Source organism: Heliomicrobium sulfidophilum (assembly GCF_057715735.1).
This window is the reverse complement of sequence record NZ_JBVTZZ010000005.1, coordinates 863083-878128: the sequence shown is the minus strand read 5'-3', so window position 1 is coordinate 878128 and position 15046 is coordinate 863083. Positions and strand designations below refer to the sequence as shown.

Below are 15046 nucleotides of genomic sequence, written 5' to 3'. Positions count from 1 at the left end.
TTTCTTTAGCGCAGGTGGAACATTCGTGCAGTTGAAAAGGTGGGGGCCTGCCGTTAGATCTTGAAGCTGAATCCTCCTGGATGGATGGTGCCAGGTACTTTGACGCCAGGGGTGATCGGGAGTTGTGAGAGGGTTTCTGGCGGAGCCGGTTCGCTTTTTTCTTCGTTCAGTCGGGTGAATTGAACGGAGGAGATGGTATAGCCGATTCTTTTCATGCTTTCTTTGCACTTTTCGACAAGGGGTGACATGTTCTCTTTGAAATGGTCGGTATTGTTTTTGAGGGTGATCGACAGGTTGCGGTCGGCGGCGGAGACGACGATGCCGGTGTCGCCGTACTTGGGGGTGTCAATGAGGAAATAGAGGTTGCAGTTCTCCCAGTCGATCTTCTGCCGTTCGTTTCGGCCGTTGACCCAGATCTTCAGGTTTTCGACCTGGTTGCCGAGCAGCATGGGGAGGCTGAAGAAGAGGGATTGCATGGTCGTGCCTACGTCGGCTTTGCTGAGCAGTTGCTGTCCGGTGAGGTTGTTGAGGGCTTGCTCGGCCAGTGATTGCAGGCCCGGCGGGAGGGGGCTGTCGCTTTTGGCCAATTGGAGCAGGGTGGATTTGAGGTTGCTGTGGCCTTGGTCGGGCCGGGCCTCGGGCTGTTGTTGCGAACTGGGGTTGCCCTTGTCGCCATCTGTTCCAGGTTGACGGGAGGGTTGAAGGGAGGCAGGTTCGGAGGGCGGCGTTTTTTGGTTGTGGTTGGCCATTGTCTGGGCGATTTCGCTGTCATGGTTGAGTCCGAGTGTGCGAAGGAGGTTGTAGATGTCGCGGGCCGACGGCTCTGTTGCAGATGCGAGATTGGCTGGGTTCTGCGGGAGGGAGGCGGTGTTGGGGTTGTATGGACTTTGGCTTGGCGCTGGCGCTGTCAGCACGTGGTTCATCTGCCGGCCCAGTGGGGTGGCAGGATCTTTGTCGAAGTGGAAGAGGCCGCTGTCGTTGAGGATGCGCCGGACTTTGATGTCAGCAGGGCGCCAGTTCATTTGTTCCAGTTGGTCTCTCACTTCGGTGAGGACTTCATGGGCTTTTTGATTGTGTCCTTGCTGCAGCAGTGTTCGGGCTTCAGCCAGGCGGCTGCTGGCGACCATCAGTTTCTTTTCGGTGGTCATGTCGGTGAAGAGGTTGATGTCGCTTTTCAGGATGGCATTGTCCAAGAGGTCGATCGTCGATTCGAGCAGGGGTTTGACCAGGGGCAGGATGTTGTTGCGATGATTCTGTGCGATCTGGCGGATGTTGTCGATGTTGCGGGTGATTTCGCGCTTGAGGTCCCGAAAGTCTTGGGCGGCTTGGTTGAGTTGGCGGGTGATCTCGGTGACCATGTAGTTTTTGGCAGGCAATGCGATGCCGCCCATTGCGAGGGCGTCGTTATAGGCTTTATTAACGATGGCGGTGCTATCGTTTTCTTCGGTTAATGGTGCAGGAGGGAGCGGGGCTTCTGGGGGATTGAAGGTGCTCCCTGTGGGTGGAGTTGACAGGGTCAGGGGTGTGTCGGCCATGAGGGAGGGGGCAAAGGAGGCGGTGCTGGATGGAGTGGAGGCAAGTCGCAGCAGGGCATGGAGTGTTTGGGTCAGTCCTTGGGTAAGCCGCTCTTTGCCTTTTTGTTCTTGGCCGATAGTGGCGAGGATTTGTGCTTCTGAAAGGGCGCGGTTTAAGGAGGAGGCGAGGGCACCTTCTTCCGGGGTTCCGGTTGAGAGTTGACGCGAGAGGGTCTGCGTTGCTGAGAACGCTTCGTTGATCGGGCTGTGGGGAGAAAGCTTGGAGAGGATTTGGGCGATCTGTTCTGTTGGCGCTGCTGTGGCGACTGTTGGTGTGGTGGTGGATGGAAGGCTTTGGCCGATGGTCGACTGAAGGGTGGGGAGCGGTGTCGGCGGCTGTTGTGTCGGTGGCAGTTGTGTCGGCGGCTGTTGTGTCGGCGGCTGTTGTGTTGGTGGCTGTTGTGTTGGCGATATGGGTTGGGACTGGGTTGTTGGGGCGGCAAAGGTTGCGGTGGAAGTGGTTGGGGTTGCTGGTGTCGGCGCACTTTGCGGCGGTTGCATGGCCTGGGTTTGCAATGTTTGGGCTTGCCCGGCCGCAGAAGGCGCAGGGGCCGGGGCAGCGGTGCGGTCAGGCAGCTGCCGGGCCAGTTGTTCCAGTGAACGGGCGAGGTTTTCGCGGGCCAAGCTGTCGTAGCCTTGTTGTTGCAGTTGGCGGGCGCTGTTCAGTTGCTGCTGCACTTTGCTCGCGAGAGCTGTTGCGATGTCTCTGTTGGCGGCGACGGTCGACTGGAGTTGCCGGATCGCTTTGGCTAGGTCGGGTTCTTGGCGGACGGTGGCGGCGGCATCGGTGAGGATGCGCTGGGGGAGCGACGGAGGGGTTGAGCCTGTTTGGGCGGGGGTGGCGGGAGTGGTGGAAGTAGTGGAAGTAGTGGAAGTGACGGTAGTGGCGGGAGTCGGGGGAGTGGTGGTGGCAGGGACGGTCGGGGCAATGGCTTTCGCTGTCGTAGCGAGCGCCTGTTGCAGCCGCTCCAAGCCGGCCGGCTGGCGGCCCATGGAGGCGTAGATGCGTGCTTCCGAGAGGGCGCGATCAAGGGTGGTGATCACAGGGCGGGGAATTTTATCATCGGCAGCCCATTGGCGGGAGAGTTCCTGAACAGTCTCGATCGCTTTGTTGATCGGGCTGTGGGGAGAAAGCTTGGAGAGGATTTGGGCGATCTGTTCTGTTGGCTCTGCTGTGGCGACTGTTGGTGTGGTGGTGGATGGAAGGCTTTGGCCGATGGTCGACTGTAGGGTGGGGAGCGGTGTCGGCGGCTGTTGTGTCGGCGGCTGTTGTGTTGGCGTCTGTTGTGTCGGCGGCTGTTGTGTTGGCGATGTGGGTTGGGGCTGGGTTGTTGGGGCGGCAAAGGCTGCGGTGGAAGTGGTTGGGGTCGCAGGAGCTGATGCTACAGGCGCTGATGTTAAAGAAGTCGATGCGACAGGCGCTGTTGGCTGAACAGGTAGGTTTTGCTGTTGTGGCTGTATCGCTGGTAGCGGCTGGCTCGATGGCGGGGTTTGAAGGGGTTGAGCGCGTTCTGTCGGCTGGTTTGGGGCGGTGCGGTCAGGCAGTTGCCATGTTGGATCCAGTTGTTTGGCCAGGTCGGTGAGCACCTGGCCGATGGGGCGGCCGTATAAGGCTTCATGGACGGCTTTCAGCTGGGGTCCTGTGATCTCCAGGTTTTTGCGGAGCAGTGCCTGGATCGTGTCTAGCTTGTCCGCCGCGGGGCCCGGTGTTTTTTCAAAAAATGCTTTCAGTTCGTGCACTGTTTCCTGGGTCAAGGGGCGTCCGCGCTCGATGATCTGCCGGGCGGCTTGAGAGAGTTCTTCAGAAGGCGATACGCCGAAGATCCGCAGGAGATGTCCGATGTTGCCTTCGCTGTGACGAGTGGCGGCAGCGCCAGATGGCAGTTCCTCAATGACCTTGATCCGGGCTACGTCACCATCGACGGCTGTAATTTGCAGAGTAAAACGGTCGCTTTTTGGCAAGGCACCTTCGAAGCGGACACGTTGCTCCTGGCCGCGGATCTGGACAATGCCCTCTTGGGAAGCGGTGATTTTTTTTACTGTTCCCGTATATACGTCTCCCTGTTGGAGTTCAAAGGGTTGTTCCATATCCGAGCGTGTTGTCCCCGTAGGGGGTGACTGGATGCGCATTCCGAATCCATCCCTTCCGATGGCGTAGATATCGATGTTTTCATTATCGTGATCTGAAGAGGGCCCCTTGAGGATGGGTAAAGATATGGATTGTCGATGCCATGAGAAAATACTACCATAGAGGAGACTGGAGGGGGAGTTGGAGACGGGGTGAAACAGGTGATGATGGGGAGCATGGCGAATTACAGGGCGAATTAAAGGTCAGTACAAAGACGAGAATCGATAGGAACATGACAGCCCCTTGAAGCCGGATGGACAAGAGGGGCTTGAACGAATCGATAAAATACAGGAGGTGTCCCGATGATGTCGACGGCCATTATCGTGCAAGCACGCATGGGTTCGGCCCGCCTGCCCGGCAAGGTGTTGGCGCCGCTGGCCGGTCAGCCGGCCTTGTGGCATACGCTGGAACGGTTGAAACGGGTGCGGGAGGCCCAGGTACTGGCCGTTGCCACCAGTGATGGGACGGCTGATGATCCTATCGCCGATGCAGCGCGCCAATGGGGTGTTTCTGTTTTTCGCGGCAGTGAGAGCGATGTCCTTTCCCGCTATGTGGGCTGTGCCCAAAGGGTGGATGCAGCGGTGATTGTCCGCATCACAGCCGATTGCCCCCTGATCGACCCCGAACTGGTGGGAGCGGCGATCGGTGAATTCCACAACCGCTCGCTCGACTACCTGTCTGTGGAAGGCGGGCCGCGCGGTCTCGATACGGAGGTCTTTACGCGGGAGGCTTTGGAAAGGGCCCATCGCCAGGGCCGCTATCCGGCGGCACGGGAACATGTGACCTTCCATCTTTATCACTCCGGCCTTTTTCGCACCGGTTCATGGCAGGTCCCTGGACCATACCGGCGAAGCCAGTACCGGCTCTGTGTAGATGAGCCCCTGGACTATCAACTCTTGGCCGAAATCTACGAGCGCTTTTACCGTCCCGGCCGGATCATCGCTGTGCCGGAGGTGCTTGCCTGGCTGGATGAGCATCCCCAGTGGGCGCTGTTGAATCAGTCCGTCCAGCAGAAAGGTGTCAGTGACGAGGAATTGCTTCCACAAGGGGAGGGTGACTGATGGAAGGAGCAACATCTCCGATGAGCAATGTCAAGGACGTCGATGGCCTGATCCCCTATGCCCGTCAATGGATCGATGACGATGATGTGGCCGCCGTCGCTGCTGTGCTGCGCGGCGATTATTTGACGACTGGTCCGGTTGTGGATGCCTTTGAGTCTCATCTGGCTCAGCAGGTGCAGGCGCCCTATGGCGTCGCCTTTTCGTCGGGAACGGCGGCCTTGCATGGCGCCTATGCGGCGGCAGGCATCGGCCCTGGCGATGAGGTGATCGTGCCGGCCAACACCTTTGCGGCGACGGCCAATGCTGCCCTCTACCTCGGGGCGAAGCCGGTTTTTGCCGATGTGGAGCTTGACACGGGGAATCTCGATGGGAATGGGCTGGAGAGCCGCATCTCTCGCCGCACCAAGGCCATTGTGGCGGTTCACTTCGCTGGTTTGCCGGCCCCGATGGAGACCATTCATCAGGTGGCCGCCCGCTGGGGCCTTGTCGTCATCGAAGATGGCGCCCATGCTCTGGGGGCGGAGTACCAAGGAAAGCCGATTGGCGCCCTTTCTCCCCTGACCTGTTTTTCTTTTCATCCGGTCAAACATATCGCCACCGGTGAAGGGGGGATGGTGGTGACAGCCGATCAGGAATTGGCGCGGCGGTTGCGCCGGTTCCGTTCCCACGGCATCACCCGCCTGCGCGATGAGATGGAGGGCGATGACGGCGGATGGTATTATGAGATGCAGGAGCTCGGATACAACTATCGCTTGACCGATATCCAGGCAGCGCTGGGGATGAGTCAACTGGCCAAGCTGGATCGCTTTCTCCAGCGCCGGCGGGAGATTGCCGCCCGCTATGACGAGGCGCTGGCGGATCTGCAGGGAAAAATCCGGTTGCCTGGCCGCCGCGATGATTGTCTTTCGGCCTGGCATCTCTATGTGATCGGCTTGCGCGACGATGGTGACGGCTTCCAGCGAAAACAACTTTTCGACCATATGCGGGCACAAGGGATCGCTGTGAACGTGCACTACCTGCCGGTCTACCGCCATCCTTACTATCAGCGCCTCGGTTACCGTCCGGGTCTATGTCCCGTGGCGGAGCAGCATTACCGCCAAGCCCTTTCGCTGCCCCTCTATTTTGGCCTGACCGATGGGCAGCAGGAGCGGGTGATCGCTGTCTTGCGGGAGGGGATCGAGAAGATCTGTCGCTGAGCTTTTCGGCTTGCCGAAGAGAGGGGAGGGACGGCTTTTTGCCAGTCGCCTTTTATTTTGATGCTGGCCATGGCGTTGGGCTTGGCCATGCCATGCGCAGTGCCGCTTTGGCTGAGGCTTTTGCCGAGCGGGGCTATCCGGTGCTCGCTGTTGGCCAGCGGGATGAGGCCGTCGAAGCGCTGACAAAAGGCCTTTTTCTCTGGCGGCAGCCGCAAGGGATGGACTCTCTCGACGCGGCGCCGGAACGCTGGGCCCCTTGGCTCTTGGCGCAGGGGGCGGCCATCGTGGTCGTCGATTCCTACCGGATCCTGCCGCAGACGCTGAGGGCGCTTCGTTCAGGTGGCCTTTTTGTGGTCTATCTTGATGACAAGAACAGTTTTCCGATGGACTGTCAATTGGTGATCAATGGGGGCTTGGCGTCGGCTGGAGAGCGCTACTGCTTTCTCCGACCGGGGAGAGCGCTTCTGGGCCCTGCCTATACGCTGCTTCGCCGTGCTGTGACGGCTGTTGGCCGGCTGCGGGAGCAGGAAAGGCGCCAAGGCGCGATAGGGCAGATCGTCGTCACCTTAGGCGGCGGCGATCCCTTGGGCCATCTGCCGCGAACGCTGCAGGCGCTGGAACGGGTGGCTGCGACAGGGCGCCTTTTTGAGGCCCATGTCGTCATCGGCCCCTACATGGATTTTCCCGAGGCCTATGGCCGCGCCCCTTGGTTCCAGACCCATCGCCCGCCTGCCGACATGGCCGCTCTCCTTCCGGCGGCTGATCTTGCCGTTACGGCTGCGGGAGTAACCCTGCAGGAGCTGCTGGCTGCCGGCGTTCCCGCTGCTGTGGTCGTACAGGCCGACAATCAGGTTCCGGCGGCCTTGGCCGTCTGCCGCCAGCAGGCAGCAGTGCCGCTCTTTGCTGTCGATCGCCTTGACGAAAGGTCGGAAAAGACGGGAGTTGGCGCTGGCAAGACGTTGCTGCCGGCGCCGCTGCCTGTTGATGTGGTGGCGCGGCAGTTGGCGGACCTCTTGGACGATCCGGACAGGGCGCAAGCTGCTGCGGAACGAGGCAAGCGGCTGGTTGACGGGCAGGGAGCTCGGCGCTGTTGTGATGAGATCCTCCACGACGCCTGCAAACAGGGTGCCTGTGGTGGCAAACTACGCGACTGAAGGCGTGAAGGCGAGGGATGGAAGAATCTATTATTGTTCTTTTATTCATCAAGCTGTATAATTATCGCAAATGTGAAGCTTATTTGAGCAGAGGAGGACTTTCCCAATGAAAAAATGGGTAAAAACCGGGCTGATGGGTATGCTGGCCCTGGGGATGCTGATCACGGCGGCAGGTTGTGGCGGCGGTGAGAAGGCGGCCCAAGCGCCGGCTGGCGACAAAGCGGCTGCGAAGAAGACGATTAAGGTGGCCACCGACGCCGCCTACGCCCCCTTTGAATGGAAGAATGAAAAAGGGGAGATCGTCGGCTTTGACATCGACCTGATCAAGGCCGTCGGCAAGGAGATGAACGCCGAGATCGAGTTAGTCGATACGCCCTTTGATGGCATCATTGCCGCCTTGACGAACAAGAACGTGGACATGCTGATCTCGGCCATGACGATCACGGAAAAGCGCAAGGAGTCCATCGACTTCTCCAAGCCCTATTTCGTTGCGGTACAGGCCATTGCAGTCAAGGAAGGCTCGCCGGTCAAGAAGTTTGACGACATCAAGGGACTGAAAGTGGGCGTTCAGAACTCTACGACCGGTCAGTATGTGGTGGAAAAGCTCCTCGGTGAGAAAAGCGACAAGATCTTCCGCTACGACACGACGCCCATGGCCATGAACATGATGAGCAACGGCGACGTCGATGTTGTTGTGGCGGACAAGCCGGTTGTACAGCACTTCCTCAAGAACAACCCTAACGCGAAGATGACCTTGATCGATGACGCAAGCTTCGAGAAGGAAGAATACGGAATTGCTGTTCGCAAAGGGGAGACAGAGCTGCTGAAGCAGGTCAACGATGCCCTGGATAAGCTTGAAAAGAGCGGGAAGATCAAAGAGATCTCCGAAAAGTACCTGACAGCGAAGTAATCGAGGGAATCCCGTCGAAAGGATAACTTTACGATAGAAATGAGTTGGCTGAACCGGTCAGGTAGTGTATAGTATAGGCGTATCAGGAGGAACAGCCTGCTACGCCTTTTCTTTTTGCCTGTAGAGGCAACAACGACGTGAGCGAGAGCTGTTCGAAAACAGGTAAATTATACTGGAGGAGCCGGTCAGAAAAATGGACTTTAAATGGAAGATTGTTCAGGACTATGCCGACTTGTTCCTGATCGGTGGGTGGACGACCGTCAAGGTGACGGCCATTTCCGTCATGATCGGTACGGTGATCGGCCTCTTTATCGCTTTGTCTCGTCTTTCTCACTTGAAGCCTTTGCGATGGTTGGCGGCCATCTATACCGATGTCATCCGCGGCACGCCGCTGTTGGTGCAGATCTTTATCGTTCACCTGGGCGCGCCCAAGTTGATTGGACAATCTCTGCCGGCCATGACATCAGGCCTGATCGCCCTGAGTGTCAACTCAGGCGCTTATGTAGCGGAGATCTTTCGCGCCGGGATCCAGTCCATCGACAAAGGGCAGATGGAAGCCTCTCGGTCACTGGGGATGAGCTATGCCCAGGCGATGCGCTTTGTCATCCTGCCGCAGGCGTTTCGCCGTGTCATTCCCCCCTTGGGCAATGAGTTTATCGCCATGTTGAAGGATTCCTCTCTCGTCTCGGTCATCTCGCTGCCGGAACTGACCATGGCGGGCCGGACGGTCCTTGGCTCTACGGCGAGGGTCTGGGAAGCATGGCTGCCGGTAGCGGCCATCTACCTGACTTTGACGCTGCTTTTCAGCCGCCTTGTCGCCTGGTATGAGCAGAAGTTGTCTGTAAAGTCTCACCGCTAAGTTGCTGATTTTTTCCATGGCGCAACGGGCGCCGATGGTTGGGGGCTTTTGAAGGGTGTACCTGTCTTCGATAAAACGTATGGGCAAGGGGAATGCTGATGGCGGCGATGATTGAGATCAAAGGTTTGCATAAGAAGTTTGGCTCCCTCCATGTCTTGCGCGGTGTAGACATGGAAGTGCAGGAACAGGAAGTCGTCTGCATTATCGGGCCTTCGGGCTCGGGGAAGAGCACCCTCCTGCGCTGTATCAACCACCTGGAGGAACCGACAGAGGGACATATCACCGTTGATGAGATTCCACTGACCCACAAGGAGACCGATATCAACCGGGTGCGTGCCGAAGTGGGCATGGTCTTCCAACGCTTTAACCTGTTTCCCCATATGACGGTGTTGCAGAACATCACCTTGGCGCCGGTGCAGGTGCGCAAGATGGCAAAAGGCGAAGCGGAGAGCTTGGCGCGGGAACTGTTGGCCAAGGTGGGCCTGTCCGAGAAGGAGCAGGCCTATCCGGAACAGTTGTCTGGCGGTCAGCAGCAGCGGGTGGCCATTGCGCGGGCGCTGGCCATGCGGCCGAAGATTATGCTCTTCGATGAGCCCACCTCTGCCCTCGATCCGGAAATGGTCGGCGAGGTGCTCAATGTCATGAAGGATCTTGCCCGTGAGGGGATGACGATGGTCGTGGTGACCCATGAGATGGGATTCGCCCGCGAGGTCGGCGACCGGGTTATTTTCATGGATGAGGGCGTCATCGTCGAGGAGGGCACGCCGGAACAGTTGTTTGGCCAAGCCCAGCAGGAGCGAACGCGCGCTTTCTTAAGCAAGGTCCTGTAATCGAGGAGGGGTTGGAAGCATTGCAACGGCGCCTGCCACCCTATGTGCAGTACCTGTCTGATGAGATCTTTGCCGGGAATATGCGGGCCTTGGCGACGGTGCAACCGCCTTTGGCGGAACGGATGGCCCGGTATAAGCCGCCCTATAACCAGCCCTTTCAGGTGGAACCGGCGCAAAGTGGCGACCTGACGCTGTTGATCGACACCGGTCAGGAGCGCCTTTTTTTGCTTTCCCAGACGGATCCGCACAAACAAGCCCGGGAATGGGTCGCTGAGGTGGCGGGAGCGCCTTCCAGCCTGCTTGTCGTTTTCGGTTTTGGCCTGGGCTATACGATCGAAGTGCTCCGGCAGATCATCCCCAGCCAAGGAAAAATGGTGGTCTTCGAGCGATCGATCGACCTCTTCTGGCTGGCCCTGTGGACGGTGGACCTGCGTTCTGTCCTTGCAGACGGCCGCATCCGTTTTGCCATCGATGTGGACGCTGCCTCCGTCGGCCCCATCATGCACCGGTTGAACCTCTCGGCCAGTGATGCCCTGACGGCGCAACTCTATGAGTTTCACTATCTGACAGCCCTTTTTGACGGCTACTACGACCAGGTGAAAGGTGCGCTGCAGGAGTACTTCCAGACCCAGCAGATCGCTGTGGCGACAGAGAACCACTTCAGCCTGACCTGGACGCTGAACTTCTTGCAGAACCTGCCTGCGGTGCTCTCTGCATGTCCCGTCCAGCACCTCGATGGGCGCTTTCCCGCCCTGCCGGCCGTCGTCATCGCTGCCGGGCCATCGCTGGAGAAGAACCTGGAAGGCCTCCGCGAATTCGCCCGTTACGGCCTCTTGATCGCCACGGCGCCTACATTGCGCATCTTGCAGCAGAAGGGCATCCGCCCCCATTTCGTCTTGTCCATCGATGGTGGAGCGCCCAACTACAGCCATTTTCAAGGCCTCGCCGTTGATGACGTGCCGCTCATCTTTGACGCAACCCTCTATCCTCCCATTTTGGAGGCCTACGGGGGCGGAGGAAAGCGGTTTGCCCTTTTCGCTTATGACAAGGCGGAACTCTACGGCATCCTCGACGGCGCGGTAGACGTGGCCGCCGCTTCTGTCAACGTCGGGGCTTCTGTGGCCAATCTGGGCCTCGTCTTGGCCTATCGCCTTGGCTGTGATCCCATCGTTTTCGTCGGCCAGGATCTGGCTTTTACGGGAAATCATTCTCATACCGCTGGTTCCGCTTTTGACAGCGCTGTGGACGAAGCCTACAGGGGCCGCTACATCGAGATGGACGACATTTATGGTCAGAAGACCTACACGCAGGAGACCTGGCTTGCCTTTCGCGAGTGGTTTCGCTGGTTCATTGAGGGGCATCCTGACCGGCGCTATATCAATGCCACAGAAGGCGGTATCGGCATCCCCGGCACAGAGGTGGCAACGCTGGCCGCGGTGATGGGGCAACTGAAGGAGACGAAAGTCAGACAGGAAAGGAATGCCTTGGATCAAGCTATTGCGGCCGTTTTTCTCAATGGGGGCCAAGCGGCCTCGCAGGGGACGGCGCAGAGGGACGCCCAGATTGTAAAAAAACTGAAACATTTGCATCGCCACCTGCAGCGGATCCTAGAGGGATGCGAAAAAGGGCAGGAACTGATGGCGAAATATCGGCGCTTTGTGACGAGCAGGGTGGACATTGACAAGCCCTTTGCCCAATATTATCGCAAGCTCGATAGAATCCGCCAGCAGATCGAAGGGGATCGTGAGGCGATGGGCTTTTTGCGGCTTGCCTTCCGGCCCATTGTCAACCAGTTGGAACAATCGGCGATCCTGGCTGATGTGACGGACAAAAGGGAGGCCTTCGGCCACGATCTGATGCGAGGGCAGATCTTTTTTTCGGAAGTGGGCCGCCGTTCCGGCGAGATCCTGGCCCAAGTGGAGCGAACCATAGCAGCGCTGCAGTCTTCCGACAGCGGCGGTTGATCATGCAAAAGAAAATACAAACAATCTTCCGGTTTTTCCTCTTATAGGGGCAGGAATTTCGGTGTTCTCCGGGGAATAGTACTGGTGAGAGCCGGCCACAACGAGAAGGAGATGATGTTGAATGAACATCCAAGTTCGTGGCAAAAACATCGAGGTCACCAACGCCCTGAAGGAGTATGTGGTCAAACGTCTGTCGAAATTGGAGAAATACTTCCACAACATTGGCGGCGCCCGGACGACGCTGGCTGTTGAGGGGGACATGGCCAAGGTGGAAGTGACTGTCCCCGCGGGCGACCTGATCTTGCGGGCCGAAGAATCCCATCCCGATATGTATGCCGCCATCGATCTGGTCTTTGAAAAACTGGAAAAACAGGTTGACGCCTATAAAACGAAACTGTCCCGGCGCCTGAAAGGGCAAGGGTTCAAAGAATTTGCTACCGTGGAGAAGAACGGCGCTACAGAGCCCCGAGTGGTCCGTTCCAAGCGATTCGCCTTGAAGCCGATGCCCGTCGACGAGGCGATCATGCAGATGAACCTGATCGGCCACAGCTTCTTCGTCTTCTCCAATGCGGAGACGGAGCAGGTCAATGTGGTCTATCTGCGCAAGGACGGCAACTATGGGCTGATCGAGCCCGAATTCGACTGACCCTCTGAAGGGTCCAAACCACCATGAAAAAGGGTGCCTGTAAGGCGCCCTTTTTCTATGGGCATATTTGCCTTCCATTGCATCTCCGGACCTCCGAATGATACAATAGTACTGTTTACGAGTGAATCGGAAACCGCCCGGCGGGGATCGCTGCCGGGTTAAGATGCCTGAAAGGGGTCATATTCTTGTTTGGGTTTTTGAAAAACCTTCTGGACGACAACGCCCGGGATGTTCGCCGCATGCAGAAGACCGTCGACCGGATCAACAGCATGGAACCGGAATGGCAGCGGCTCAGCGACGCAGATCTTCAGCACAAGACGGTCGAATTCCGTCAACGGTTGGAAAACGGGGAAAGTCTGGACGACCTGCTCCCGGAGGCGTTCGCCACCGTTCGCGAAGCCTCCCGGAGGGTGCTGGGCATGCGCCACTTCGACGTGCAGTTGATCGGCGGGATGGTCCTGCACAACGGGCGCATCGCCGAGATGCGGACCGGTGAAGGGAAGACGCTGGTGGCTACGCTGCCGTCCTACCTGAACGCCTTGACGGGCCGTGGCGTCCATGTGGTCACCGTCAACGACTATCTGGCCAAACGGGACGCCGAATGGATGGGGCAGATCCACCGCTTCCTCGGCCTCAAGGTGGGGCTCATCATCCATGGTCTCGATTTCGCCGAGCGTCGCGAATCCTATGCCGCCGATATCACCTATGGCACGAACAATGAGTTCGGCTTCGATTACCTGCGCGACAATATGGTCATCCAGCCCCAGCACATGGTGCAGCGGGAATTGAACTACGCCATCGTCGACGAAGTGGACTCCATCCTCATTGACGAGGCCCGGACTCCGCTGATCATCTCCGGTCCGGCGGACAAGCCGACGGAAAAATACTATGCCGTTTCCCGTATCGTGCCGCGGTTGACCAATGAGGTCGATTACAAGGTGGACGAGAAGGCCCACTCGGTCGTGCTGACCGATGAAGGCGTCAACCGGGTGGAAAAGATGCTCGGCATTGACAACCTGGCTGATTCGCTGGAATGGGCGCACCATGTCAATCAGGGTCTCAAGGCCCATGCCCTAATGAAGCGGGACCGGGACTATGTCGTCAAGGACGGCGAGGTCATCATCGTCGACGAGTTCACGGGACGCCTCATGTTCGGCCGCCGCTACTCGGAAGGGTTGCATCAGGCCATCGAAGCGAAGGAAGGCCTGGTGATTCAGAACGAGTCCCAGACGCTGGCCACGGTCACCTTGCAAAACTACTTCCGCATGTATAACAAGCTCTCTGGCATGACCGGCACGGCCAAGACGGAAGAGCCCGAGTTCATGCAGATCTATAAGATGGATGTCGTCCAGATCCCTACGAACAAGACAACACAGCGCCAGGACCAGCCGGATGTGGTCTACCGCACCGAAGAGGGCAAATTCAACGCCGTCGTTGAGGAAATCGTCGATTGTTTCCGACGCGGCCAGCCGGTTCTCGTCGGTACTGTATCGATCGAAAAGTCGGAGCAACTCTCTGACAAGCTGAAGCGGCGCGGCATCCCCCACCAGGTGTTGAACGCCAAGCACCATGAGAAGGAAGCGGAAATTGTCAAAAACGCCGGACAGCGGGGCATGGTCACCATCGCCACCAACATGGCAGGGCGTGGGACGGACATCCTCCTCGGCGAAGGCGTCGGCGAACTGGGCGGCCTCTATGTCATCGGCACCGAGCGCCATGAGGCGCGCCGCATCGACAACCAGCTCCGCGGCCGTTCCGGCCGTCAGGGCGACCCCGGCAAAACGCGCTTCTACGTATCCCTGGAAGACGACCTGATGCGCCTCTTCGGCGCCGAAAATATCCAGGGCTTGATGGACCGCCTGGGGATGGACGATTCGATGCCTATCGAATCAGGCATGATCACGAAGGCCATCGAAAACGCCCAGCGCCGCGTTGAGGCGCGCAACTTCGACATCCGCAAACACGTCCTCCAGTACGACGACGTGATGAACCAGCAGCGGGAGGTCATCTACGACCAGCGCAAGAAGGTGCTCAACGGGGAAAACCTGCGCGACACTGTCTCCGATTTCATCGACACCCTCGTCGAGACCATGGTCAACCGCTTCGCCGGCGAAGAGAAGTATGTGGAAAACTGGGACCTGCCGGCCATGATCGCCTATGCCGAGGAGACCTTCCAGATCGCCGGCGCTGTTACAGCGGAGGACCTCCATGAGATGGAGAAGGAAGAGGTCATCGGCTTCTTCCAGGAAAAGGCCCAGGAGCGCTACAGCCAGCGCGAGCAGGAGTTGGGCGTGGAGACGATCCGCGAGTTGGAGCGGATCATCCTCCTGCGCGTCGTCGACTCCCACTGGATGGATCACCTGGACGCCATGGACCACCTGCGCCATGGCATCGGCTTGCGCGCCTACGGACAGAAAGACCCCCTCGTGGAGTACAAATACGAGGCCTACAGCATGTTCCAGGAGATGATCGCCAGCGTCCAGGAGGAGTTCCTGCGCTACATGTTCCGGGTGAACGTCATGGTGGCCCAGGCGGAGCCGGAGAAGCAGGAAGTGCAAGAGGAAAGGGTGCTCCAAAAGGCTGTTGAAAACCGTTCCGACGACTCCCTTCCCAAAGAGCCGGTTAAAGCGGAACCGCAGATCGGCCGCAACGATCCCTGCCCCTGCGGCAGCGGCAAGAAGTACAAGAAGTGCTGCGGCGCCAAGGGCGCGTAAGCGAAAGGAA

At 58.5% G+C, this 15046-nt stretch carries 10 protein-coding genes; 9 read left to right on the top strand and 1 reads right to left on the bottom strand.

All coding sequences use genetic code 11. The features are described from left to right. Nucleotides 1–53 precede the first annotated feature (53 nt). The gene (locus AC0CW1_RS09915; protein ID WP_488182896.1) at nucleotides 54–3704 is read right to left on the bottom strand and encodes a hypothetical protein; all 3651 of its coding nucleotides are present in this window, start codon (nucleotides 3702–3704) and stop codon (nucleotides 54–56) included. Between the two features lie 303 nt (nucleotides 3705–4007). On the opposite strand from AC0CW1_RS09915, the gene AC0CW1_RS09910 reads away from it, so the two are divergent. The 9 genes from AC0CW1_RS09910 to secA all read left to right on the top strand — a co-directional run bounded on the left by AC0CW1_RS09910 (nucleotide 4008) and on the right by secA (nucleotide 15036). Then, the gene (locus AC0CW1_RS09910) at nucleotides 4008–4763 is read left to right on the top strand and encodes a cytidylyltransferase domain-containing protein (RefSeq protein ID WP_488182895.1); all 756 of its coding nucleotides are present in this window, start codon (nucleotides 4008–4010) and stop codon (nucleotides 4761–4763) included. Then, a complete protein-coding gene (pseC, locus tag AC0CW1_RS09905) occupies nucleotides 4763–5959 on the top strand; it encodes a UDP-4-amino-4,6-dideoxy-N-acetyl-beta-L-altrosamine transaminase (protein WP_488182894.1) in 1197 nt (398 codons plus the stop codon). The genes AC0CW1_RS09910 and pseC overlap by 1 nt, the downstream gene beginning before the upstream one ends. A 38-nt stretch (nucleotides 5960–5997) precedes the next feature. Beyond that, nucleotides 5998–7113 carry a PseG/SpsG family protein gene (locus AC0CW1_RS09900; RefSeq protein ID WP_488182893.1) on the top strand — a complete coding sequence of 372 codons (1116 nt, stop codon included), beginning with the start codon at nucleotides 5998–6000 and terminating at the stop codon, nucleotides 7111–7113. Nucleotides 7114–7219: 106 nt separating this feature from the next. Beyond that, a complete protein-coding gene (locus AC0CW1_RS09895) occupies nucleotides 7220–8023 on the top strand; it encodes a basic amino acid ABC transporter substrate-binding protein (RefSeq protein ID WP_488182892.1) in 804 nt (267 codons plus the stop codon). A gap of 193 nt (nucleotides 8024–8216) precedes the next feature. Beyond that, nucleotides 8217–8882 carry an amino acid ABC transporter permease gene (locus tag AC0CW1_RS09890; protein WP_488182891.1) on the top strand — a complete coding sequence of 222 codons (666 nt, stop codon included), beginning with the start codon at nucleotides 8217–8219 and terminating at the stop codon, nucleotides 8880–8882. Between the two features lie 107 nt (nucleotides 8883–8989). Continuing rightward, nucleotides 8990–9712, top strand: coding sequence for an amino acid ABC transporter ATP-binding protein (locus tag AC0CW1_RS09885; protein ID WP_488184127.1), 723 nt, complete (start codon nucleotides 8990–8992; stop codon nucleotides 9710–9712). Between the two features lie 11 nt (nucleotides 9713–9723). Beyond that, nucleotides 9724–11676: a motility associated factor glycosyltransferase family protein gene (locus AC0CW1_RS09880; protein WP_488182890.1), complete on the top strand. Its 1953-nt coding sequence runs from the start codon at nucleotides 9724–9726 to the stop codon at nucleotides 11674–11676. 121 nt (nucleotides 11677–11797) lie between these two features. Continuing rightward, a complete protein-coding gene (gene hpf, locus AC0CW1_RS09875; protein ID WP_488182889.1) occupies nucleotides 11798–12322 on the top strand; it encodes a ribosome hibernation-promoting factor, HPF/YfiA family in 525 nt (174 codons plus the stop codon). Nucleotides 12323–12561: 239 nt separating this feature from the next. Then, nucleotides 12562–15036 (top strand): preprotein translocase subunit SecA, encoded by a 2475-nt coding sequence (gene secA, locus AC0CW1_RS09870; protein ID WP_488184126.1) that lies wholly within the window; start codon nucleotides 12562–12564, stop codon nucleotides 15034–15036. The last annotated feature ends 10 nt before the right edge of the window (nucleotides 15037–15046 follow it).